A 23,166-nucleotide genomic window follows, 5' to 3' on the forward strand; every position below is an offset into this window, starting at 1 on the left:
CGGTGAACACGCTGGGCGCCACCCCACCGATCGTGATCGGCATCCGAAATGCGGGCGACTCGCATAGCCGGCGCGTGCGCGTCGTGGTGATTCTTGGCAGCCTGGCCTCGATCGTGTTTGGCATCCCCTGGGCCGTTTTTTTTGCCCTTCGCGGTGACTGGCTGGTGGTGATTGCAGACTGTGCGGTGATTCTGGCCGGCGTGATTGCCATTCGAATGGCGCGGCGTCATCGGCTGCGCGGCGCCGCCATTTTGCTGGTGGCCAGTCTGTTCGGCCGGCTTTCCTGGATGGCCCTCTTTTTGGACATTCCAAGCGCCCAGTTTCCGCGCTCGATACATCATTTTTTGATACCGCTGGCCGTCGCGGCCTATTTGATGCTCAAACACGAAAACGCCTGGCTGCGCCACGGCCTGGCCTGGGGCTGCCTCGCCGGCGTGGTTTTTTTTGCCAGCTCGCACTTCGCAATCGTCACGCGGCTGGCCACGCCGGACAGCGTGCGTGGCCCGGGCGCCTGGATCACCAATGTGTGCGCCATGTTGCTGCTGTTTTTGCTGTTGCATATTTTTGTCGCAGACATTGATCCGCTGGAAGCCGGTTTGCACCGCGCTCGCATGCGCTTGCGCGAGTTGGCGCACCTTGCCACGCCCAGTCAGTTCGAGGACTCTCTGACACGTCTTGACGAATCCATTGCCTCGACGATTCCCCAAAATGCCGTTCAAATTTCCATGACGGGAACGCAGGGCTGGCAACGGGCACGAGTCACCCGGGTCCGGCTCACCATCCTCGCGTGCAGCAGCGTGACGATCGTCCTGGGTGCCCTGTTCGTCGTCTATTTCAGCCTGCGGGGCTTGATGCCACTGGCGCTGCTCAACTGCGCCGTGATGGCCCTCGGGGTGGCTCTGGCGCTGCTGAGAGCCGACAAACACCAAAGCGCAGCCACCATTGGATTGGTCGTTGGCCTGATGCTGATCTTCCTGGTGAATTCGGCCGTCCTTGACATCCCCACCCCCAACGTGCCGCGCTCTACCCACTACTGGTTCCTGCCCTTGTCACTGGGGGCCTACTTTCTTCTGCGGGAAGAAAACCCGTGGATCCACAGTGGCCTGCCGATGGCGTGTTTGGCAGCCTTTGTCGTTCTGGCCAGCAGCCATTGGGGCTTCATGACGGATTACCTCCTGCCCGACAACGACCGCCCCCCGCCCTGGCTGGTGTGTACCCTTGCGTTGGGCATGCTGTATTTTCTTGTTTACATCCTGGTGGGCGACATCAAACGCCTCGAAGATTGGCTGCTGGGCACCGTTAGTCGCCTGCGATACGGACGGCCGCGGTGAATCGTGGCCCAATCCGAACCGGGAACATAGGGAAGAACCTCGAATGGCAAACGAAAAAAGGAGCAAACCATGCATACCGACGACCTGAGCGCCTGGAGCCACGCACACCAGTTCGACCCGGGCAACGTCGCGGGCGAGCGCGGTACGCGCGCCGTGATGTGGATCACGGCCGCCATGATGGTGCTCGAGATTGCCGCTGGCTGGGGCTACAACTCGATGGCCCTGCTGGCGGACGGCTTTCACATGAGCTCGCACGCCGTGGCCATCGGCCTGAGCGCCTTCGCCTACGCGGCGGCCCGGCGCTACGCCGCTGACCGCCGCTTTGCGTTCGGCACCTGGAAGATTGAAGTGCTGGCGGGTTTTGCCAGCGCCATCTTCCTGCTGGTGGTCGTGGCGCTCATGGTGGCGGGCTCCATCGAGCGGCTGCTGTCGCCCGCGCCGATTCACTACCAGGAAGCCATTATCATCGCGGCGCTCGGACTGGTGGTGAACATCGTCTCTGCCTTCATTCTCGGCGCCGCGCATCACCACGACCAGGGCGGCCACGCTCATGAGGCGCATCACGGCCACGCGCACCACCACGACCTGAACCTCAGGTCCGCGTATGTCCATGTGATGGCCGACGCCGCAACCTCGGTGCTCGCCATCCTGGCACTGCTGGGCGGCTGGCTCTATGGCTGGGCCTGGCTGGACCCTGTGACCGGCATCGCAGGCGCGGTCGTGGTGGCCTTGTGGGCCAGGCGCCTGATGGCGGATACCGGCAAGGTCTTGCTCGACCGTGAAATGGACCACCCTGTCGTCGATGAGATCCGGCAGGCCATCGCAGAAGATGGACACGTGGGCGAAACACGCATCGCCGACCTGCACGTCTGGCGTGTTGGCAAGGCAAGCTACTCGTGTGCCATCAGTCTCGTGACGCACGACAGGGCACTGACACCCGGCACGGTGCGCGGCTGGCTGTCCCGGCATGAAGAAATCGTGCATGCAACCATCGAAATTCACCAGTGCCCCGATGCCCATGCAGGCTGAGCGCGCCTCGCATCGCTGACAATCCGGCATGGCCAGAATATCCAACACCGCCCTCGGGCAAATTCCTACGGGGGTTTGGACACTCGGCTTTGTGAGCCTGCTGATGGATGTCTCGTCCGAGATGATTCACAGCCTGCTGCCGATGTTCATGGTCACGACCCTGGGCATCAGCGTCGCCGCGGTCGGGCTTCTTGAAGGGCTGGCAGAATCCACCGCCCTCATTGTCAAGGTCTTCTCTGGCGTACTGAGCGACTATCTGGGCAAGCGCAAGGGACTGGCCGTTCTGGGCTACGCCCTGGGGGCGCTCAGCAAACCGCTTTTCGCGCTGAGCAGCAGCTTCGGCGTCGTTGCGACCGCCCGCCTGCTGGACCGCTTTGGCAAAGGCATCCGCGGCGCGCCTCGGGACGCGCTGGTCGCCGACATCACACCCAACCACCTTCGTGGCGCTGCCTTCGGCCTGCGCCAAGCGCTCGATACCGTCGGCGCCTTCGTCGGCCCTCTGGCGGGCGTCGGTTTGATGCTGCTTTGGGCGAACGACTTTCGCGCCGTCTTCTGGGTTGCGACCCTCCCGGGTTGGCTCGCCGTCGCCCTGCTGTTTTTTGGACTGCATGAGCCGCGACGTCAGCACCGGGAGCCGCGAAGCAACCCCATCAGTCGGGGCAATATTCGACGTCTGCCGCTCGCCTATTGGTGGGTGGTGGGTCTTGGCGCCGTTTTCACCCTGGCCAGATTCAGCGAAGCGTTTCTGGTCCTGCGCGCCCAGCAGGACGGGATTCCCACTGCACTGGTGCCACTGGTGATGGTAGCCATGAACATCATCTACGCGGGCTCCGCCTACCCCTTCGGCAAACTGTCGGACGGCATGAGCCGCAGAACACTGCTGGGTGCCGGCATTGTGGTCCTCCTGGCGGCGGATCTGGTTCTGGCCAGCAGCACTGGCTGGATGGCACTTTTTGTGGGTGTGGCCCTTTGGGGGGTGCACATGGGAATGACACAGGGGCTGCTGGCGGCCATGGTGGCAGACACCGCCCCGCAAGACTTGCGGGGTACCGCGTACGGTGTCTTCAATCTTGCCAGCGGCCTGGCCATGCTCATTGCCAGCACACTGGCGGGCGTGCTCTGGCAGGTTTGGGGGGCGCCATCGACGTTTTATGCCGGAGCGCTCTTTTGCGTTCTGTCTCTGATGGCCCTGTCGTGGAAGCCTGCCGGGTCAAGCTGAACAGCGACTGAGGCCGCCCTCAAACATCGATCGCCGCGGCCGAGCCCGCCTGCCGTCGCAGCTCGAACTTCTGGATCTTGCCGGTGGCAGTCTTGGGGATCTCGCCAAACACCACGGCGCGCGGCACCTTGAAGCCGGCCAGGTGCTGCTTGCAGTGGGCCACGATCTCTTCGGCCGTGACCACCGCGCCGGCCTTGAGCTCAACAAACGCGCAAGGCGTCTCGCCCCAGCGCGCGTCAAGCTTGGCCACCACGGCGGCGGCCAGCACGGCGGGGTGGCGGTACAGCACGTCTTCGACCTCGATGGACGAGATGTTCTCGCCGCCCGAGATGATGATGTCCTTGCTGCGGTCCTTGATCTTGATGTAGCCGTCGGGGTACTGCACGGCCAGGTCGCCGCTGTGGAACCAGCCGCCCGCGAAGGCTTCTTCGGTGGCCTTGGGGTTCTTCAGGTAGCCCTTCATTGCGATATTGCCGCGGAACATGATCTCGCCCATGGTCTCGCCATCCCACGGCACGGGCTGCAGGGTCGTGGTGTCGAGCACGCGCGCATCGCGCTGCAGGTGGTAGCGCACGCCCTGGCGCGCGTTCAGGCGCGCGCGCTCGCCGATGTCGAGTTCGTTCCAGGCGTCGTGCTTGGCGCACACCGTGGCCGGGCCGTAGACCTCCGTCAGGCCGTAGACGTGGGTCAGATCGAAGCCCATCTGCTCCATGCCTTCGATCATGGACGCCGGCGGCGCGGCGCCGGCCACCATGGCCTTGACGCCCGCCGGCACGCCAGCCTTCATCGCGGCCGGCGCATTCACCAGCAATCCATGCACGATGGGCGCGCCGCAGTAGTGCGTCACGCCATGGTCACGGATGGCATCGAAAATCGCCTGCGCCTCGACCCGGCGCAAACACACGTTGACGCCCGCGCGCGCCGCCACCGTCCACGGGAAACACCAGCCATTGCAATGAAACATCGGCAGGGTCCACAGATAGGTCGCGTGCTTGGGCATGTCCCACTCGAGGATGTTGGAGATGGCGTTGATGGCCGCGCCGCGGTGGTGGTAGACCACGCCCTTGGGGTTGCCGGTGGTGCCGCTGGTGTAGTTGAGGGCAATCGCGTCCCACTCGTCGCCAGGCAGCGGCCAGGCGAATTGCGGGTCGCCACCGGCCATGAAATCATCGTAGTCGAGGCTGCCGATTTTTTGCACGGCGCCGGTATAGACCGGATCCGCCACATCGATCACCAGTAGCGGTGTTGTTGCCTTGCGCAAGGCGATGGCTTTTTGCATCACGCCGGCAAATTCCGGGTCCACGATCACCACCTTGGCCTCGCCATGGTCCAGCATGAAGGCGAGGGTTTCAGCATCGAGCCGGGTGTTCAGCGCATTCAGCACGGCGCCGGCCATCGGGATGCCGAAATGGGCCTCGACCATGGGCGGCGTGTTGGGCAGCATCACGGCCACAGTGTCGCCCCTTTGGATGCCGTGGCGGCTCAGCGCATTGGCGAGCCGGCGGCAGCGTTCGTACAACTCGCCCCAGTTGCGGCGCAGCTCGCCGTGCACCACGGCCAGCCGGTCCGGGTAGACCTCGGCCGTGCGTTCGATGAAGGACAGGGGCGACAGCGGTGCGTGGTTGGCCTCGTTGCGCGGCAGGTTCTGGTCGAAAATGGAGGTCATGGCTTGGGTCTCCGGTGGTTATCTGGGGATCGGGCTTAATCCGGACACAATAGCACCGTGAGCATTCCCCAGTCTTTCATTCAGGAGCTTTTGGCGCGCGTCGACGTGGTCGAAATCGTCGGCCGCTACGTGCAGCTCAAGAAGGGCGGCGCCAATTTCATGGGGCTGTGCCCGTTCCATGGCGAGAAGTCGCCCTCCTTCAGCGTGAGCCCGTCCAAGCAGTTCTACCACTGCTTCGGCTGCGGCAAGAACGGCAACGCCATCAGCTTTCTGATGGAGCATGCGGGCATGACCTTCGTCGAAGCGGTGAAAGACCTGGCGCAGCAGTACGGCATGCAGGTGCCCGAAGACGATGCCTCGCCGTCCGAGCGCGCGCGCGCCAGCGAGCAGCGGCAAAAGCAGGTCACGCTGTCCGACGTGCTGGAGAAGGCCTGCGACGCGTACAAAAAACACCTGAAGAGCTCGCACAAGGCCGTGGACTACCTCAAGGGCCGCGGCCTGTCGGGCGATATTGCCAAGCAGTTCGGCCTGGGCTACGCGCCCGAGGGCTGGCGCAGCCTGGCCAGCGTGTTTCCCAACTACGACGACCCGCTGCTGGCGGAAAGCGGCCTGGTCATCGCGAGCGTAGATGAAGGCAGCGGCGAGGAAAAACGCTACGACCGCTTCCGCGACCGCGTGATGTTCCCGATCCGCAACGTGAAGGGCGAATGCATCGGCTTTGGCGGGCGCGTGCTCGGTGAAGGCACGCCGAAATACCTCAACTCGCCCGAAACCCCGGTGTTCCACAAGGGCCGCGAGCTGTACGGCCTGTTCGAGGCGCGCCACGCCCTGCGCGAGCACGGCTACGTGCTGGTGACCGAGGGCTACATGGATGTGGTGGCGCTGGCGCAACTGGGCTTTCCCAACGCCGTGGCCACGCTGGGCACGGCCTGCACGCCCGATCACGTGCAAAAGCTGTTCCGCTTCACCGATTCGGTGGTGTTCAGCTTCGACGGAGACGCCGCCGGGCGGCGCGCCGCGCGCAAGGCGCTGGACGGCGCCCTGCCCTACGCCAGCGATGTGCGCAGCGTGAAATTCCTGTTCCTGCCGCCCGAGCACGACCCGGACAGCTACATCCGCGCCTTCGGCAAGGACGCGTTTGCGCGCTACGTGTCCGAGGCCACGCCGCTGTCGCGCTTCATGATCGAGGCGGCGCGCGACGGCTGCGACCTGAACACCGCCGAGGGCCGCGCCCACCTGGCCAGCAACGCCAGGCCGCTGTGGAGCCAGCTGCCCGAGGGCGCGCTCAAGCGCCAGCTGCTGGGCGAGATTGCCGAGCTGGTGCAGCTGAACAGCCGGGAACTGAGCGAGGTCTGGAACGGCCCCGCGAAAGCGGGCAAGACCGACGGCGCTCACGGCGGAAAACGCTACAACAACGATAGCTATCAGCGCATACAGGACGAGGGCTACAGTCCAAAAAAGCCATCAAACTTTGCCCCCCGTGCGCGCCCGGGCGGGCGCACCGCGCCGGCCAGCCGCGCCGACCACGCGGCGCGCATCCTGCTCACCAACATGGCGGCCTGGGACAGCCTGTCCAACGAAGACCGCAGCATGCTGTGCGAGCTACCCCAGCCGCATGGCCCGCTGTTTGTCTGGCTCGAGAGCCAGTTGCACGAGCACGGCGCGCAACCCTGGGCGGCCTTGCGCGAGGGCCTGCGGGATCACGAAAGCGAGGCCCTGGCTTTGAGGACCACCGCCAGCTTCGAGGTCCCGATGGCTGAGGAGCCGGCCCCCGACGACACGGCCAGCGAACTGCGGGGCCTGCTCGATTTGATGCAGGACGACCGTCTCAAGCGGATGGAAAACGAGGCGCTGGCCAGGAACGACCTCGAGCGCTATGGTCAACTGCACCATCAGCGCCTCGCGCTCGGCAAAGCGAAAAGTAGCAGCGCCGGCACTTGAAAATCGGCCATAAAGGTATAATGTAAGGCTTGACCAGACTGCAAGAGCGACAGCAATACCTCCGGGCCGGGCCGACCGATGAAGCAACTTCACAACGGGCCAACCAACCGCAAGGACTGCATTCCAAATGTTCGCCCACACATCTTGCAGATAGAAAACGTCCGGGGGTTTGCCCCTTCGCCACGTTGCCCGCGCCGGGAGTTTGCGGCGCCCGCTTTTTTGTTTGTCCTGCCTTGAAGCCCTGAGGTTTATTCATGCCTGCTCAAAAGTCCGCGAAGCCCGTCTCCCCTGCTGCAAAACCGGCTGCCAAGCCCACAACGAAAGCCCATCCCGTGCCCGCATCGAAGTCGCCCGCCAAAGAAGAACTGAAAAAACCCGCCAAGGCTGCCGTCGTGGCCGCAGAAGCGCCGAAGAAAAAGCCCGGGCGCCCGCCCAAGGCCGCCCCTGCCGCAGCCGACGCATCGCCTCCAGCAGATGCCAAGCGCGGGCGCAAGCCCAAGGCCGGCGTCAAGGCGGCCGGCGACGACACCGACCTGAGCGACGTGGAAGCCGAATTTGCCGAGGAGCCCGTGGCGACCACCGAAAAGGTCAAGCCGCTGCGCATGAAGATCAGCAAGGCGAAGGAACGCGCGCTGATGAAGGAATTCGGGCTGGACGAAACCGTCCTGTCCGAGGAAGACATGGCCAAGCGCCGCTCGCGCCTCAAGGCCCTGATCAAGCTCGGCAAGACACGCGGCTACCTCACGCACGGCGAGATTTCCGATCACCTGCCCGACAAGCTGGTCGATGCCGAAACGCTGGAAGTCGTGATTTCCATGCTCAACGACATGGGCGTGGCCGTTTACGAGCAGACCCCCGACGCCGAAACCCTGCTGCTGAACAACACCGGCCCGACCGCCGCGACCGAGGAAGAAGCCGAGGAAGAAGCCGAGGCCGCACTGTCCACGGTGGACAGCGAATTCGGCCGCACCACCGACCCGGTGCGCATGTACATGCGCGAAATGGGCACGGTCGAGCTGCTCACGCGCGAAGGCGAAATCGAGATCGCCAAGCGCATCGAGGGCGGCCTGATGCGCATGATGGAGGCCATCAGCGAAAGCCCGGCCACCATCGCCGAGGTGTTTCGCATGGCCGATGACATCCGCGACGGCAAGGTGGTGATCTCCACCATCGTGGACGGCTTCTCCAACCCGAACGAGGCCGACGACTATGTGGCCGAAGAAGACTTCGACGAATTCGACGAAGAGGATGACGACGACGGCAAGGGCGGCTCCAAGGCGCTGACCAAGAAGCTCGAAGAGCTCAAGCGCGAGGCCCTGACGCGCTTCGACACGCTGCGCAGCCTGTTCGAGAAGGTCCACAAGATCTACGACAAGGAAGGCTACGGCACGCCGGCCTACGTGAAGGCGCAAAAAGCCCTGTCCGACGAGCTGATGACCATCCGCTTCACGGCCAAGACCATCGAGAAGCTGTGCAGCATGCTGCGCAGCCAGGTCGACGACGTGCGCAAGAAGGAGCGCGAGCTGCGCCGCATCATCGTGGACAAATGCGGCTTCCCGCAGGAAGACTTCATCCGCGACTTCAGCGGCTTCGACAAGCACGGCCACCGCGTGGCGTCCAACCTGCTGAACCTGAAATGGGTGGAAAAGCAGGCCGCCGCCAACAAGCCGTGGAGCACGGTGATGGCGCGCAACATCCCGCCGATCCAGGAACTGCAGCAGCGCCTGACCGACCTGCAGTCGCGCGTGGTGGTGCCGCTGTTTCAGCTGAAAGACATCAACAAGCGCATGAACGAAGGCGAGGCTTCGTCGCGCGACGCCAAGAAAGAGATGATCGAGGCCAATTTGCGCCTGGTGATCTCGATCGCCAAGAAGTACACGAATCGCGGCCTGCAGTTCCTGGACCTGATCCAGGAAGGCAACATCGGCCTGATGAAGGCGGTGGACAAGTTCGAATACCGGCGCGGCTACAAGTTCTCGACCTACGCCACGTGGTGGATCCGCCAGGCGATCACGCGCTCGATCGCCGACCAGGCGCGCACCATCCGCATCCCGGTGCACATGATCGAGACCATCAACAAGATGAACCGCATCAGCCGCCAGCATCTGCAGGAGTTCGGCTTCGAGCCCGACGCCAGCATCCTGGCGGCCAAGATGGAGATCCCGGAAGACAAGATCCGCAAGATCATGAAGATCGCGAAAGAGCCGATCTCGATGGAAACGCCGATCGGCGACGACGACGATTCGCACCTGGGCGACTTCATCGAGGACAGCGCCAACACCGCACCGCTGGAAGCCGCGATGCAGGCCGGCCTGCGCGACGTGGTGAAGGACATCCTGGACAGCCTGACGCCGCGTGAAGCCAAGGTGCTGCGCATGCGCTTCGGCATCGAGATGAGCACCGATCACACGCTCGAAGAAGTCGGCAAGCAGTTCGACGTGACGCGCGAGCGCATCCGCCAGATCGAAGCGAAGGCGCTGCGCAAGTTGAAGCACCCGAGCCGCTCGGACAAGCTGCGCAGCTTTATCGACACGCTCTGATCCGCCGCCCTGGCAGGCAACCTGTCATCCCGGGCTTGACCCGGGATCTATGAGTCAAAAGCGCCTCAAGCCCTTATCCAGTGGGCATGAGGCGCTATTTTTTTGATAGTCCATGATCGCCTACTCCTTTCTTTGAAAGGTGCGGCCTCAATAAGGGGATCAAAGATGCGAGTTCGCCTTGGCATACAAGACGCTGTTTAGTCGAACGCGCCAATGGGTTCCATCGGCCGCTCAGACAGCAAACTGTGTGACGGCATCTTCATTCCACGCGAGCCCCGTTCCAGGCTCATCAGACAGTTGCGCGCACCCGTCGGCAAACGCCAAGGGCCGTGCCAGAATCGGTCCGGCCAGATCCATGCGCTCAAGCCAGTGCGCCGTCGGGGTCACGGCCAATAAATGGGCGCTGACTTCCTGAAAAATATGACTAGACATCGGAATGCCGCGTGCTTCAGCGAGAGCCGCCGCTTTCAGCCATCCCGTCACGCCGCCGATCTTCATCGCATCCGGCATGGCCAGATCACAGGCACCAGAGGCGAGCGCTTTAGCCATCTCGTCCGGCCCGCACCAGTTTTCGCCCATTTGAATAGGTGTCGAAACCTGTGCACGGATGTTGGCATGCCCTGCATAGTTTTCTTGGGCTGTGGGTTCCTCAACCCAGCCCAGGCCGAACTGCTCAAGTATTCGAATACGCCGGATCGCCTCCGGTACAGTCAGGCCTTGATTGAAATCGGCCATCAAAGAAACTTCGTTCCCGATGGTCTGCCGCAACGCTCCAAGAATCCGCGCATCTTCCTCCACGGTGGAGTAGCCGATCTTCGTCTTGATCGCCTTGAACCCCTGTTTCACGGACATGCTTGCCCGCTTCACGCCCAGCGCTTCACCGTCCATGCTGTGGCTGTCGTAGGCAGGAATCGGTCGCCGCGCTCCGCCAAGAAGCTCTACCAACGGCAATTCCCGGGAGCTGGCCAGAGCGTCCCACGCGGCCATGTCGATGCCGGCGCATGCCATCAACGCGATGCCCGTCGCGCCGAGCAAGCGCAACCGGCTTCGAAACAGGCGGTCGAGTTCAAATGGGGCAACCGGTTTTCCCTTCACGATCCCGGAAAGTGCCAGCACCATCTGTCGCGTGGCTTGCAGCGCCAGCGGCGTGTAAGTGAAGAGATAGGAGCGCCCGACCACGCCGGTGTTGGTCTGCAGGTCGATCAAAACCAGTGGTGCGGTGTCAACAGTGCCGACGGAGGTGCGCACCGGATATTCAAGCGGAACGTTGACCGCCCGCGCATCGATGCACGTGACAAGAAGCTCAGTCATGGGAATCCCATGAAGTCAAAGGCCCAGGTAGGCCGTTTTCACTCGTTCGTCTTGCAGAAGTGCTCCGGCCGCGTCACTGAGCGCTATGCGCCCCGTCTCAAGCACGTAGCCGTGGTCGGCGATGGACAGGGCGGCGTGGGCGTTCTGCTCCACCAGCAAGATGGGAATTCCTGTGGCCCTCAGGTCGGCAATGACGGCAAAGATTTCGCGCACCAGCAGGGGCGCCAGCCCCATCGACGGCTCGTCTAGCAGCAAGACTTTGGGCCGACTCATCAGTGCCCGCGCGATGGCCAGCATTTGCTGCTGCCCTCCCGACAGGGTGCCAGCAGGAAGAAGGCGTTTCTCCTTCAAAATTGGAAAGAGCCGGTACATCGCTTCCAGTTGCTCGACCGAACTGCCGGGTTGCGAATAGCCGCCGAGCCGGAGATTGTCCTCAACGGAAAGCGGTCCGAAGACCTGACGGCCTTCAAGGACCTGCGCCAAGCCAGCGCAAACACGCCTGTCAGACCGAAGCGCGCTGATGTTTTTTCCGAAGAGCTCGACGCTTCCCGATCGAGCAGGAATCAAGCCGGAGATGGTGCGCAGGAGCGTCGTCTTGCCTGCCCCGTTGGCGCCCACGAGTGCAACGATCTGGCCGCTTTCGAGTGAAATACTGACGCCATGAAGCACCTCGATGCCACCATAGCCGGCGACCAGATCCCGCACGGCCAGAGCGCTTGTTTCTGTGGCTGTTGCCGCGGCCGTCATGCCTCGATCCCCAGATAAGCTTCGATTACTTTCGGGTTCTGACTCACTTGCGCCGCAGTCCCTTCTGCAAGTTTCTTTCCGTAGTCCAGAACAACGATGTGGTCGGAAATCGTCATGACCATCTTCATATCGTGTTCGACGAGCAGGACTGTGATGCCGGAAGCCGCAATGTCGCGGATCAAGGTGGTCACCTCTGCGGTCTCGGTGTCGTTCAGCCCGGCAGCGGGTTCGTCGAGAAGCAGCAAACGGGGCTTGCTGGCGAGCGCGCGCGCGATCTCAAGTCGCTTCAACAGCCCATAGGACAGCTGCGATGCCTGCGCCTTTGCGACGGCGCCCACGCCAACCTTGTCCATGAGCTGCAGTGCCTCCTCGCGCAACAGGATGTCGGCCTTTCGCGTGGTGCCGAGCATGCCGGCAACCATCGACCTCGTCGAACGCAGGTGCGCGCCCAGCATCACGTTCTCGCATGCCGTCATGTTCATGCAGATCTGCAGGTTTTGAAAGGTGCGGCTGACGCCGCGCGTGGCAAGTTCGTCGGAGCGCAAGCCGGTGATCCTTTCGTCGTCGAGAAGAATCTCGCCTGAACTGGGCGTGTACACGCCCGAGATAAGGTTGAAGAGGGTAGTTTTTCCGGCGCCGTTCGGCCCGATGACGGCATGCACCGCGCCCTTGCGAACAGCGAAGCTCATGTCATGCACGGCCGTGACACCACCGAAAGACTTGGATACTCTGTTGAGCGTCAGCATCTCAGCTCCTTCGCCTGCGGCTAACCAGCAACGCAATGGATGGCACCAGGCCCTTGGGCAGGAAGATCATGGTGAGCATCAGGATCAGGCCAAAGAACACCGATTCATAGCCATGAAGTCCGCCCAGTAATTGAGGCAAAACAGTCAACAGGATCGCCCCGAGCACTGCGCCAAAGGTCGACGCCATGCCTCCGACCACCACCATGGTCGCCAGCTCGACGGAATGGGTGAATCCGGAAATCGAAGGACTGATGAAGCCGAGGTAATGGGCCGAGAAACTCCCGGACACCGTGGCAAAAATGGCGGAGGCGACGAACGCGCGTGATTTGGCGGTGGCGACGTCTACGCCCATCGCGCGGGCAGCGACCTCGGAACTGTTGAGCCCGCGCATCGCTCTACCGGCCGGCGACTCATACAGATTGAGCGACAGGACCATGGACAGGACGAGGAGCGCCGCCGCCAGCACGTACCAGTGCATGATGCTCGTCAACTCGAAGGTACCGATGCTCAGCGGCACGACTGACATGCCATCAGGGCCACCAGTCCACGCCACCTCGTTGACAAGCGCGATGTTCACGATCACGCCGAAACCAAGGGTTGCCATCGTCAGCATGTGCCCCTTGAGACGCAGAATCGGCTTTGCGACGAGGTACGCGACGAGAGCGGCGCCGGCTGCCGCGACGGCAAGCGCCACCAACGGCGGCCAATTCAGTCGGGCGGTGATGATCCCCGTTCCATACGAGCCTATCGCCACGAATGCGGCATGACCAATGCTGACCTGACCGGCAAAGCCCATCAGGAGATTCAAGCCGACAACGGCAATCGCTGTCAGCGCTGCCCGAATGGCGATGTCGAGCATGAAGTTGTTAGGTAGCACCAGAGGCAGCAAGATACAGATGGCCAGGGCCACCAGGATGGAGGGGCGGGCGAACTGCCTCATACGCGCTCCGTGCTCTTGGCGCCCAACAGCCCATTCGGCAATACGAGCAGCACGAATATGATTAGCACGAACGGGACAGCATCCTTGTAGGCAGACGAGATGTAGCCCGCGACAAGCGCCTCGAGCAAGCCTACCAGCAGGCCGCCGAGTACAGCGCCAACGCCGCTGTTCAAACCACCGAGCGTCGCGGCAACAAAGCCTTTCAAGCCGAGCATCAGGCCAAGGTCATACGTTGTGGTCGTAATGGGAGCCGCAACGATGCCCGCCACTGCTCCAATCAACGCGGAAAGGCCGAAAGACAGCCGCAGGATTCGACCTGAATTGATTCCCACCGCCTGCGCAGCCAGGCGGTTTGCAGCCACGGCGAGAAGCGCCTTTCCGAGCAGGGTAAAGTGGAAGAAGAGTGCACAGGCCACGACCAGCACCGTGCCGACGCCGATCACCCACAGGCTTTGCGGCAACACGTAAGCGCCGAGCAGCTGCAATGATGCGTCGCCGGAGAACGATGGCAAGGTGAACTGGTTCTTGCCCAGAAGAATCTGGACCGCGCCCTGGATGAATGTCGACGCACCGATCGTGATGATAATCAGGGACACAACACTAGTCTCGCCAGCGGGACGGATCGCAAGTTGGTACAGAAGCACACCGATTAGTGTGGTAATGGCCAGGGCGGCGACAATGGCCACGGGCATTGGCAGCCCCATCGCCAAACTGGCGGAGGTGATCATGCCGCCCAACATCAGGAAGTCTCCCTGGGCGAAATTGATCACGCCGCTGGCGTTGTAGATCAGCGTGAAGCCCAGTGCCGCCAGGGCGTAGATGGATCCTGTCGTGAGACCGGAAAATACAAATTGACTGAGATCAGACATCTCGGCCTCCGTCTTAGGTCAACATGAGTTGGTGAAACAGATGGCGTTGCTCGATTTGATCGAGCAACGCCGGCCCAATAAAGGCCATGGTGCGTTCAAGTTTCGCGCGAAGCAGCGAAAGCACAGCGCGCGCCGGATTGGGGAGCAAACTTCGCTCGGCCCCGCATCGACAGTCTTCAACATCAAGGAACACGGAACGCCCTGGCGATTGTTGGCGGTTGGGCCTAGCGGACTTCCTTGAATACCCCACCCTTGACCTCCACCATCCGGAACGCGGAAACATCCAGGCCCATGTGGTCCGTTGGCGACATCTTGTAGATACCGCTGACGCCCACAAATCCGTTGGTTGCTTCGAGGGCCGCGCGAACCTTTTCCTTGTCGGTGGTTCCAGCACGTTTGATGGCATCCACCATCATCATCAGACCGTCGTGGGCGTAGCCACCAAAGGTGGAAACGTCCATCTTGAACCGGTCTTGGTAAGCCTTGGCGTAAGCGATGCTCACGGCCTTTTGTTTGTCCGAGTCGGGAAGATCAGAGGCGATCAACAAGGCTGGCGAGGGCATGCGAATACCTTCCGCTGCTGCGCCCGCGATGCGAACGAACTCCAACGAAGCTTGGCCGTGCGTCGTATACAACGGCTGCTTCATCGCAAGTTGTTGATAGTTGCGAGCAATGATCGCCGGCGCCTGTCCGGTACCGAAGACCAGAATCGCCTGGGCGCCGGATGTCTTGATTTTGGTGAGTTGCGGTGTGACATCCGTGTCTTTTTCGCCGTACTGCTGGTCATCAGCGACGGTCATACCCATCGCAGCCGCAGTCTTCAGCGTCTCCGTTCTCCCAGACTTTCCGAATCCGCCCGTATCAGAGAGCAGCGCAAAGCTTTTGAAGCCGCGCTTCTTCATATCCTCCAACACCTTTTGCGCCGCCATTCGGTCGGAGTGAGGCATCTTGAACACCCATTTCTTCACCGGCTCCACAATGACGGAAGCCGCCGCAAGCGAAATGAACGGAATCTTGGCGCTCTCAATTTGCGGAATCATGGCCATGGTTGAGCCGGTGGTGGAGGCGCCAACGAGGGCATCAACCTGGTCCTGCAAGATCAAGCGCCGCGCGAACGCGTTAGCCTTGTTCGCATCGCTCGCGTCGTCATAAATGACCAGCTCCAGCTTCCTGCCGAGCACGCCACCGGCAGCATTGATCTTCTCCACATAGAGCTCGAGGGTTTTCTGTTCAGGATCGCCAAGGAACGACGCAGGGCCAGTCGCTGAAATCACAGAGCCGATCTTGATGGGTGACTCGGCCGCTGAGCTTGACGCGGCAAGGGCTGCCAGTGCGGCGCCCAGGAATAATCGACGGCCGATGTGGCTGAAATTGGAAATGCTTGTAGTCATGTTTGTCCCCGTTGTAGTAAGTGGTTGATATAAAAATGCTCGTCAGGCGTGCGGAAGCCTACGCACGAACCTGATCGGTTTTGCTTTTGGTTCCGGCGGCTGAAGACCGAGCGACTTGGCGAGGGTTCTGCCTTCCGGATCGGCGAGCGCTGCGACACGCGCGTCTCTCACCCGCGCTTCCAGAAGTTCGGGGTCGCGCAGGCCGGTCGCTTCAAAGTCGGCCAGGATCGCTTCCAGATTCCGGTGACCCCGCTCACTTGTCTCGCCGTAACCTTTGACCAGGTTGCCACTGAGAGCAAGTTCGTGCGCGACCCCTCCTGACATGGCCAGCGCCAATCGGATGGCAGCAAGCCACCGCACGATGGCTTTCTGTTCGTTCGCATAGCGCGAACTGCGCGGACGCCAGAAGCGCAAGGAACGCAATGTGCAAAGCAGAAGGAACCCGCTCACCGTGTCTGTTCGCATGTGCAGAGCGACGCTGAATGCGCCCTCACGACCCTTGAACCGGTTGCGGGTCCAGTTCGCGAGCCTCGAAGGCAACATGGAGCAGATCTCATCCAACCCAGGCTTGAGGTATTCCGTCAGACGCAAGGGCTCTCCCTCCTTTGCCGACACCTCCTTGCGAACCCTGTCCAGGCGCTCCCGCCGCGTCTTGAGGTCGGCCACGCGGACAACGTCTTCGTAGGCCATCCAAAGCGCGAGATAGCGAGCGGTTTCTCGGGTCACCGGGAAGTCAAGCTGACCTCGGTCCGACTCGATGCCACAGATCGTCTCGCAGCGGTCGAGATAAAGACTCGCATACGCGTTGCTTTGATAGTCCGTCACGTGCTCCACGCCAGCGCCCACCAGTTGCCGGACCGGCTCGGGAAACTGCTGTACCCGGCGAGGAATCGAGCTGACGCCGGCTTGGATGGAAGCAGGCGCAGTGACATCGGCGTCACCCGTCCCGGTCACATGCCCATAACCCGCGGCAAAGCCACGCAGGCTGGCCTCAACCGCCTTGCCCGATTCGCGGATGGCTTCCTCACAGACCTCGCGTGGAAAAGGCAGCACGCCTGTGCCGGCCATGGCTCCGAACATCACAGTGTTGATGACCGTTCCGTGTTTCCAAGCCAGCACGCGCATGTCGAAAAGGAAGGTTCGCTGCGCCATCTTCTGCGCGGCGGTCACCAGACGCGCCGTGTCAAACCGACCATCTCCCATGGCCGTCTTTTCCGAGATGGCGTATTCGCGGTGCGTTGACGCAATGAGCGTGGTCCGCGCGGTGTTGACGTAGCCGCCTTGAAGCACTCGGCCAGCTTCCACCAATTCCGACGCCACAATGATGTCCAGGCTGCCAGGCGTGGGGGTGAGCGAAAAGATGGGTTCGCGGCCTGCAAGGGCGTTGCGTGCCAGCGGTAGAACCTCAAGGTAATAGGTTGTCGCACCCGTGCGCTGAGCCACGCCGGGCACCGACGTGCTTTGAACCGGGAAATCCAGTTGGGTCGCCGCCGAAATGATCCAGTCGGACAGCACGCCGCCGCCTTCACCGCCGAGGGCCGCAACAAGAATGGAAATGGGTTTGATATCGCTCATGCTGTGAGCGCCTCTTGGGTCCGGGATGCTCCGGCTAACATGCCGATGACGCTCGAGCGCAGCCGATAGATCAGGCGCTCCCATCGCGTCGCGTTCTGAATGATTTCCGCCTTGTAGAACGACGGGCACAGGGTGGCCGCATGGACGTTTTCGCCGCACAGGCCGCAACCGACACAGCCTTGGTTAACCGTCGCCACCGGGTCCGTACGCAGTGCACTCGGATTGGGTTTGATTGTCAGCGAGGGGCAGCCAGAAAGCCGGATGCACGAGTGATCGCCTGTGCAGACGTCGTCGTCGATGCCAAACCGCGTTCTGACTTCCCGTTTGCCTGCCTTCAGCCGCTTGGCCACGATCGGCTTGATGCGGCGTTGACGCTCCAGCTGGCACTCGCCATCGGCGATGATGACCTTCAGGCCGCCTTCCTCGGTCGTCATGGCGTCTTTCAACGTACTCAACATGTCAGAGACGCTGTAGCTCGGCACGGTTTTGACCCACCTGACGCCCACGCCTTTGAGAGCCGCCGCAATGTCCAGGGTCATCGGATGATTGGTGCGCTGCGTCGGCGAGGATGGAATCGCCTGGGTTCCGGTGGCCGACGTATAGCCGTTCTTCAGTATCACCAGCACGGAGTCCTGACCGTTGTAAACAGCGTTGACTACGCCACTGGTGAAGCCGTTGTGCCAGAAGCCGCCATCACCCATGATGCTGATCACGCGGTTCCGCATCAGCGGGGCGATTCCCGAAGAGCTCGCGAGACCGAGTCCGTAGCCCAGCACCGTGCTGCCGACATTGAACGGAGCAAGGGTTCCGAACGTATGGCATCCGATGTCCGCGCTGACGTGAACCGTGCCCAGTTCTTTCTGCATGAGCTTGATCGCCGCAAAGACGGGTCGCTCGGGACAGCCGATGCAAAATCCTGGAGGGCGACTCGGCACCGGCTCGACAAGCGCAGCGACACCATCTTGACGAAGGCCAGTCAAGGCTCTTTGCGTAGCGAGCACCTCAGTGACCTCGAGCTTCGCGGGACGAGCTGCGTCGAGGTAAGCACCGATGCCGCGCAGCAAGACTTCCCCCGTGTACTCGCCAGCCATCGGGAAGATGTCCTTGCCGTGCAGTGGCGCAGCGACGCCGGCTTTGCGCAAAACCGCGTGGATAGCGTCTTCGATGTAGTTGGGCTGGCCCTCTTCAACCACCAGTACCGATAAGCGCGTCACGCAGAACTGGATCAACTCATCCGGCACCAACGGGTACACCACGTTCATCACATAAAGCGGGATCTTCGAGCGACCGTACGTGTCCGCAAGATCCAGCTGTTGAAGGGCACGGATCACGCCGTTGTACAGGCCCCCCGGTACGATCAATCCCAGTTCGCCGAGCTCACCGTCGAACGTCTCGTTCAACTTTCTATCGCGAATAAAGTTGACTGCCGCTGGCCAGCGTGCATCAATCTTGAGCCGCTCCTGCTCATAGATCGATGGCGGGAGATTGATCTTGGAAAAATCGAAGCTCGGCTCCGTGATCAACTCGTTGCTTGAGATGCGGGGCGCCTTGTTGTCCTTGCAAATGAAGCTTCCATACACGTGGCAGGCACGGATGCGCAACTGCAGCATGACGGGTGTTTGACTCGCTTCCGACAACTCGAAACTTTGCTCGACCAAGTTTACGATCGACGTCAGGTTGGGACGGGGATCCATCAGCCACATCTGCGACTTCATCGCGAACGCGTGCGTGCGCTCCTGGATGATGCTGGAGCCTTCGCCGTAGTCCTCGCCCAGGATGATTAGCGCGCCACCCTTTACGCCTGCCGATGCCAGATTCGACAGTGCGTCCGACGCTACGTTCGTGCCCACCGTGGATTTCCACGTGACAGCGCCGCGTACGGGATAGTTGATCGAAGCACCGAGCATTGCCGCCGCTCCGGCTTCGGATGCACTGTTCTCGAAGTAGATGCCAAGGCCTTCGAGCAGATCACGAGAATCCCCCAACACGTCAATGAGGTGGGAAATCGGTGCGCCTTGATAGCCGCCGATATAACTGACCCCGGACTGCAAAAGTGCTTTGGTGACCGCCAGAATGCCTTCGCCGCGAAACTCGTCACCCTCGCCGAGGCGCAGTTTTTGAACTTCGTTGGTAAATGAGCGCTCAGCCATGGCAGACACCTCGTGCTGTGGCCAGGCTAGCGCCCGTTGCCTCGGAAATGTATTGTCGCGGCAGAGAAGTCATTGTGATGTCATCGTGAAGTAAAACGCCAACAAGGAATCTGCGGTGTGAGTGGTACCCGTGTTTCATGCCGCGAATTTACGCAGCTCAAAATCATCTGGCAAATGGATTATTCGAATCGAGCACATCCATTTGGTGAATAACTCGGGAGAACCCTGGGAACCGTGGACGGAGATGCGCGACGAACTTCCGCCAGCTTGACCTCAACCTGCTACGCGTGCTGGCGACCATTCACCGTACCGGCTCGGTCACCATGGCCGGCAAGACCCCGGTGCGATTGCGCGATTTTTTTCGAAACCATGGCATTCACTTGGTATGGCGCAGCAGCACCGACAATGACTCCGCATAGCATTGAATGCGCGACCTTCCGATCAATCGGCGTGTCAACGAACTCGGCGCGGTCCGACTTGCCAATCAAGAATGACATCCCAGGCGAGGCGATCGTCAAGAAGCCGGTCGGTCATCGTCTCATTCGATCAGCGTAGGGGCGGTGTCAACCGCCAGAGCTGCCGTTGTTCACGTCGACTTCGGTGTATTCGGGATCGAACGCATGCACGCGCGAGGCCGGCTTCTTGTTGAACAGCAGCCGCACGACGTCGGGGCGCGAGTAGTGGCCGGTGGGGTCGTAAGCCGCCTTGGCCACGCCGATGAAGCCAAGGTCGACATCCGCATAGAGGAGTCCCTCGGCGGTTTCCGGCAAGGGCTCGCAGAGCGGTTTGGCATCTGGGCCGTAGATCATCGCAAACCCGCCACCCTCAAGCAGGAGCTCGCGCTTCTGCGGCGTGTCGGCAAGCATGTCGAGCATCTCCTTGGACACAGTGGCGCAAGGCGCAAGCACGTAGCATTGGCCTTCCAGTGCATAGACTTGGCTGGCAGCATTGTTCGCTTCTGCGCTGAGCTGGAACGCTGCGCCGCGGTAGACCGAGAAGCTGGGCCAGGCAGCGATGTGCACCTGCTCGTTCTGCGAGAACATCGCATACTTGCTCAGCGGCTGAATGTGCTCGGCGCAGCAAAGGGCTCCGATGCGCCCGAGCGAGGTGTCGTGCACGGCCAGATGACTGCCGTCGCCTTCGCCGAAGACGGTGCGCTCGGCGTGGGTCGGCTTGAGTTTGCGCCGTGTCGCGATCACTTCACCGTGGTTGTCGATGATGGTTTGCGCGAGATAGAGTGTGCCGACCGAGCGCTCGCTGAAGCCGAGCACAACATGAATATTGTTTTCTGCGGCGGCGCGACACAAGCGTTCCCATTGCGGGCTACCAACCACTAGCGCGTTCTCGTAGTAGCGCTGCACGAACTGCATGCCCCAGGCTGGCGAGTCGAGCCAGATCCACCACGGATAGCCGGGCAGCCAAGTTTCAGGGAATCCGATCAACGCGGCGCCTTCGGCTGCGGCCTGCTCGATGAAGCCTATGGCCTTCTCGACACCCTTGTCGAGGTCGAGAAACGCGGGCGCAGCCTGCACGGCCGCGACTTTGTACTTAGTACGCACGGGAATTGTCATGATCATCTCCAAGTTTGTGAAAAGAATGAATCTAATTTACGCAGGTCAAATTCATGTGACAAATGGATTCTTCAAATGGAGCACATCCATTTGGTGAATAATCCCGGAGAATCTCGATAACTATGGGCAGAGATGCACGATGAACTTCCGCCAGCTGGACCTCAACCTGCTACGCGTGCTGGCGGCCATTCACCGTACCGGCTCGGTCACCATGGCCGGCAAAGCCTTGTCGCTGTCACAGCCCGCAACTAGCAATGCCCTGGCGCGGCTGCGCGACTTTTTTGAAGATGAGCTTTTCGTGCGCGCCCCTTCTGGCCTGAAACCGACCCGTCTGTGCGAAAAGCTGGCGCCCGCGGTGCTGGCCCAGTTGCTCGCCCTGGAGACAGTGGTCAGCGGCCATGACGATTTCGAGCCCGCTCTGAGCGATATGCACTGGCGTCTTTCCCTGTCCGACTTGGGAGAAATAGTCTTTTTACCGGCGTTGGCCAGCACGCTGCGCAGTCAGGCGCCAAGCGCCCGTCTTTCCAATATTTCGGTGGCGGCGGCCGATGTTGCGGCGGCGCTGGAGGCGCGCGAGATCGATCTGGCCATCGGCATTTTGCAACCCCGGCACAGGGGCATTCGTACAGAACTGCTGCTGCGCGAGCAATACGTAGCGATGGCCGCGCCACTGTGGCGGCCTGCATCCGGCCGCAGTGGCCGGATCTTGACAATGCGGCAGCTTGCCGAAGCCGCCTTTGTGGTGGCGTCGCCAACCGCGACCTTCCATGGCAGCGTCGAACAGATGCTGGTGCGCATGAAGCTGGAAGACCGCATCGTGCTGCGGGCGCGCCACTTCGGCGCCCTGCCCGACTTGGCCCTAAGCACCGACCTGTTGTCCATCGTGCCGGAAATGTATGCGCACAATCTTCGCCAGCGCTATGACTTCAGGGTATGGGGCATCCCCGGCGCCCCCACCTATGACGTTCATTTGGTGTGGCACAGCAGCACGAACAACGACCCGGCCCAGCAATGGATGCGCGCACTGGTGCACAAGCTGTTCAAGCGCCCGACGCAGACAGACTAATTTTCAGGTTGCAGGAAAACCCTGGCGAAGATCATTGCCACCGTCAGCGGCGGTTGAAAGGTGTCCAAATCTGGCGGCGGAGCGCGTTTTTTTTTGGAAACCGAGTAACGTTGGCCGACAGGGCGCGTGGTTTCATCGGGAGGCAGGCACCGCAGTTGAACGTAAAGAAGCTTAAGTTCGCGCTGGGCGACTTTCAAATACTATCGATTACGAAGCATCAAGGTTGCCGCCCTGCCTATACGAGCAGGCGATTGACCTCGCAACCCAGTTTGTTGCGGCCATCGACGTTCAATTTGCGAAACGCATTGGCCAGGTAGTAGCGGACCGTGCTGAATTCAATCCCGAGGTCGCGCGCGATTTCCTTGTCTGAATCTCCACGGGATACCCGCAAAGCGACTTCGGCCTCACGCGGGCTGAGGTGCCCGCGCTGCGTGAGCAGCCGTACCGGCAGCCCCGCGTCAGGCTTGGGCAAGATGTCAGTCACCAACGCCACTTTTTTTTGCAAACGCACCAGTGCGGCAGTGAAGGCCGGCTGAATAAGATTCAGAATCTGCAAGCTTTGCGCATCAAAATTCTGCCGCTGCTGCGAACGAAAGATCACGAGGTCGCCGACACAGTCAGCGCCCGCATAGGCGTAAAGGTTGACGCCCCAGTACAGCCCGTCGCGACGCAGAAAGTCGTTGAAAAACTCGGTGTGAACCAGCTCATCCTGCGAGATGACGTCCGACACGCGCGTGGGACTTCGCCGCTCTCTGAGCTTGGGCGTCACGGGGTCGTGGAACTGGTAGTAAGCATCGTAGGATTGAATGTGCGACGAGCAGACGTTGTATCCCGCGCAAATCGAATACCTGCCAGACACCGGGTCCCAATCGCGCGACGACAGGTAATCCGCCTCGACCAGTTGCGCAATGGGTTTCGCCAGCTCCTGGCGCAGGTCATCCACCTCTTGGGCGCCGGCCAAAAGCTGTAAAACGTCCGCCAACAGGCGGGACTTGCTTTCGTTCAGGTACATCGGCAAACGGTTATTTCAGGATGACTGCCACGGACACAAAGCACGCAAGAACCATGCCTCGG

At 61.5% G+C, this 23,166-nt stretch carries 18 protein-coding genes; 6 read left to right on the plus strand and 12 right to left on the minus strand.

What is annotated here, in order from left to right; all coding sequences use genetic code 11:
- Nucleotides 1-2: 2 nt before the first annotated feature.
- The 3 genes from EUB48_RS12750 to EUB48_RS12760 all read left to right on the plus strand — a co-directional run bounded on the left by EUB48_RS12750 (nt 3) and on the right by EUB48_RS12760 (nt 3,579).
- Complete coding sequence (locus EUB48_RS12750; protein ID WP_142819472.1) at nt 3-1,331, plus strand: hypothetical protein; 1,329 nt, start codon at nt 3-5, stop codon at nt 1,329-1,331.
- 69 nt (nt 1,332-1,400) lie between these two features.
- Nucleotides 1,401-2,360 carry a CDF family Co(II)/Ni(II) efflux transporter DmeF gene (gene dmeF / locus EUB48_RS12755; protein ID WP_142819473.1) on the plus strand — a complete coding sequence of 320 codons (960 nt, stop codon included), beginning with the start codon at nt 1,401-1,403 and terminating at the stop codon, nt 2,358-2,360.
- Nucleotides 2,361-2,388: 28 nt separating this feature from the next.
- Nucleotides 2,389-3,579, plus strand: coding sequence for an MFS transporter (locus EUB48_RS12760; RefSeq protein ID WP_142819474.1), 1,191 nt, complete (start codon nt 2,389-2,391; stop codon nt 3,577-3,579).
- A 19-nt stretch (nt 3,580-3,598) separates the two neighbouring features.
- Here EUB48_RS12760 and EUB48_RS12765 read toward each other — a convergent pair whose 3' ends face one another.
- A complete protein-coding gene (locus EUB48_RS12765; protein ID WP_142819475.1) occupies nt 3,599-5,245 on the minus strand; it encodes an acyl-CoA synthetase in 1,647 nt (548 codons plus the stop codon).
- Nucleotides 5,246-5,302: 57 nt separating this feature from the next.
- On the opposite strand from EUB48_RS12765, the gene dnaG reads away from it, so the two are divergent.
- Together dnaG and rpoD are read left to right on the plus strand one after the other, a co-directional pair.
- Nucleotides 5,303-7,186, plus strand: coding sequence for a DNA primase (gene dnaG / locus EUB48_RS12770; RefSeq protein ID WP_142819476.1), 1,884 nt, complete (start codon nt 5,303-5,305; stop codon nt 7,184-7,186).
- Nucleotides 7,187-7,440: 254 nt separating this feature from the next.
- A complete protein-coding gene (gene rpoD, locus EUB48_RS12775) occupies nt 7,441-9,726 on the plus strand; it encodes an RNA polymerase sigma factor RpoD (protein ID WP_142819477.1) in 2,286 nt (761 codons plus the stop codon).
- Nucleotides 9,727-9,957: 231 nt separating this feature from the next.
- Here the strand turns inward: rpoD and EUB48_RS12780 are convergent, their stop codons facing one another.
- From EUB48_RS12780 to EUB48_RS12820, 9 genes are all read right to left on the minus strand, one after another.
- Nucleotides 9,958-11,037 carry an enolase C-terminal domain-like protein gene (locus tag EUB48_RS12780; protein ID WP_142819478.1) on the minus strand — a complete coding sequence of 360 codons (1,080 nt, stop codon included), beginning with the start codon at nt 11,035-11,037 and terminating at the stop codon, nt 9,958-9,960.
- A 15-nt stretch (nt 11,038-11,052) separates the two neighbouring features.
- Nucleotides 11,053-11,784 (minus strand): ABC transporter ATP-binding protein, encoded by a 732-nt coding sequence (locus EUB48_RS12785; protein ID WP_142819479.1) that lies wholly within the window; start codon nt 11,782-11,784, stop codon nt 11,053-11,055.
- The gene (locus EUB48_RS12790) at nt 11,781-12,530 is read right to left on the minus strand and encodes an ABC transporter ATP-binding protein (RefSeq protein WP_142819480.1); all 750 of its coding nucleotides are present in this window, start codon (nt 12,528-12,530) and stop codon (nt 11,781-11,783) included. The genes EUB48_RS12785 and EUB48_RS12790 overlap by 4 nt, the downstream gene beginning before the upstream one ends.
- Nucleotide 12,531: 1 nt before the next feature.
- Complete coding sequence (locus tag EUB48_RS12795; RefSeq protein WP_142819481.1) at nt 12,532-13,470, minus strand: branched-chain amino acid ABC transporter permease; 939 nt, start codon at nt 13,468-13,470, stop codon at nt 12,532-12,534.
- Nucleotides 13,467-14,339 (minus strand): branched-chain amino acid ABC transporter permease, encoded by an 873-nt coding sequence (locus tag EUB48_RS12800; protein WP_142819482.1) that lies wholly within the window; start codon nt 14,337-14,339, stop codon nt 13,467-13,469. Before EUB48_RS12800 ends, EUB48_RS12795 begins: the two co-directional genes overlap by 4 nt.
- A gap of 224 nt (nt 14,340-14,563) precedes the next feature.
- A complete protein-coding gene (locus EUB48_RS12805) occupies nt 14,564-15,730 on the minus strand; it encodes an ABC transporter substrate-binding protein (protein WP_142819483.1) in 1,167 nt (388 codons plus the stop codon).
- 42 nt (nt 15,731-15,772) lie between these two features.
- A complete protein-coding gene (locus tag EUB48_RS12810) occupies nt 15,773-17,305 on the minus strand; it encodes an indolepyruvate oxidoreductase subunit beta family protein (protein WP_142819484.1) in 1,533 nt (510 codons plus the stop codon).
- The gene (locus EUB48_RS12815; RefSeq protein ID WP_142819485.1) at nt 17,302-19,455 is read right to left on the minus strand and encodes a thiamine pyrophosphate-dependent enzyme; all 2,154 of its coding nucleotides are present in this window, start codon (nt 19,453-19,455) and stop codon (nt 17,302-17,304) included. The genes EUB48_RS12810 and EUB48_RS12815 overlap by 4 nt, the downstream gene beginning before the upstream one ends.
- A gap of 563 nt (nt 19,456-20,018) precedes the next feature.
- A complete protein-coding gene (locus tag EUB48_RS12820; RefSeq protein WP_142819486.1) occupies nt 20,019-21,026 on the minus strand; it encodes a carbon-nitrogen hydrolase family protein in 1,008 nt (335 codons plus the stop codon).
- A 139-nt stretch (nt 21,027-21,165) separates the two neighbouring features.
- On the opposite strand from EUB48_RS12820, the gene EUB48_RS12825 reads away from it, so the two are divergent.
- Complete coding sequence (locus tag EUB48_RS12825) at nt 21,166-22,092, plus strand: LysR family transcriptional regulator (RefSeq protein ID WP_142819487.1); 927 nt, start codon at nt 21,166-21,168, stop codon at nt 22,090-22,092.
- Here EUB48_RS12825 and EUB48_RS12830 read toward each other — a convergent pair.
- Nucleotides 22,089-22,289: a hypothetical protein gene (locus EUB48_RS12830; RefSeq protein ID WP_142819488.1), complete on the minus strand. Its 201-nt coding sequence runs from the start codon at nt 22,287-22,289 to the stop codon at nt 22,089-22,091. The two genes, EUB48_RS12825 and EUB48_RS12830, sit on opposite strands and share 4 nt — an antisense overlap.
- A 38-nt stretch (nt 22,290-22,327) precedes the next feature.
- Nucleotides 22,328-23,104: a helix-turn-helix transcriptional regulator gene (locus tag EUB48_RS12835; RefSeq protein ID WP_142819489.1), complete on the minus strand. Its 777-nt coding sequence runs from the start codon at nt 23,102-23,104 to the stop codon at nt 22,328-22,330.
- Between the last annotated feature and the right edge of the window lie 62 nt (nt 23,105-23,166).

The sequence above is a fragment of the Rhodoferax sediminis genome (genome assembly GCF_006970865.1).
Classification (GTDB): Bacteria; Pseudomonadota; Gammaproteobacteria; order Burkholderiales; family Burkholderiaceae_C; genus Rhodoferax_A; species Rhodoferax_A sediminis.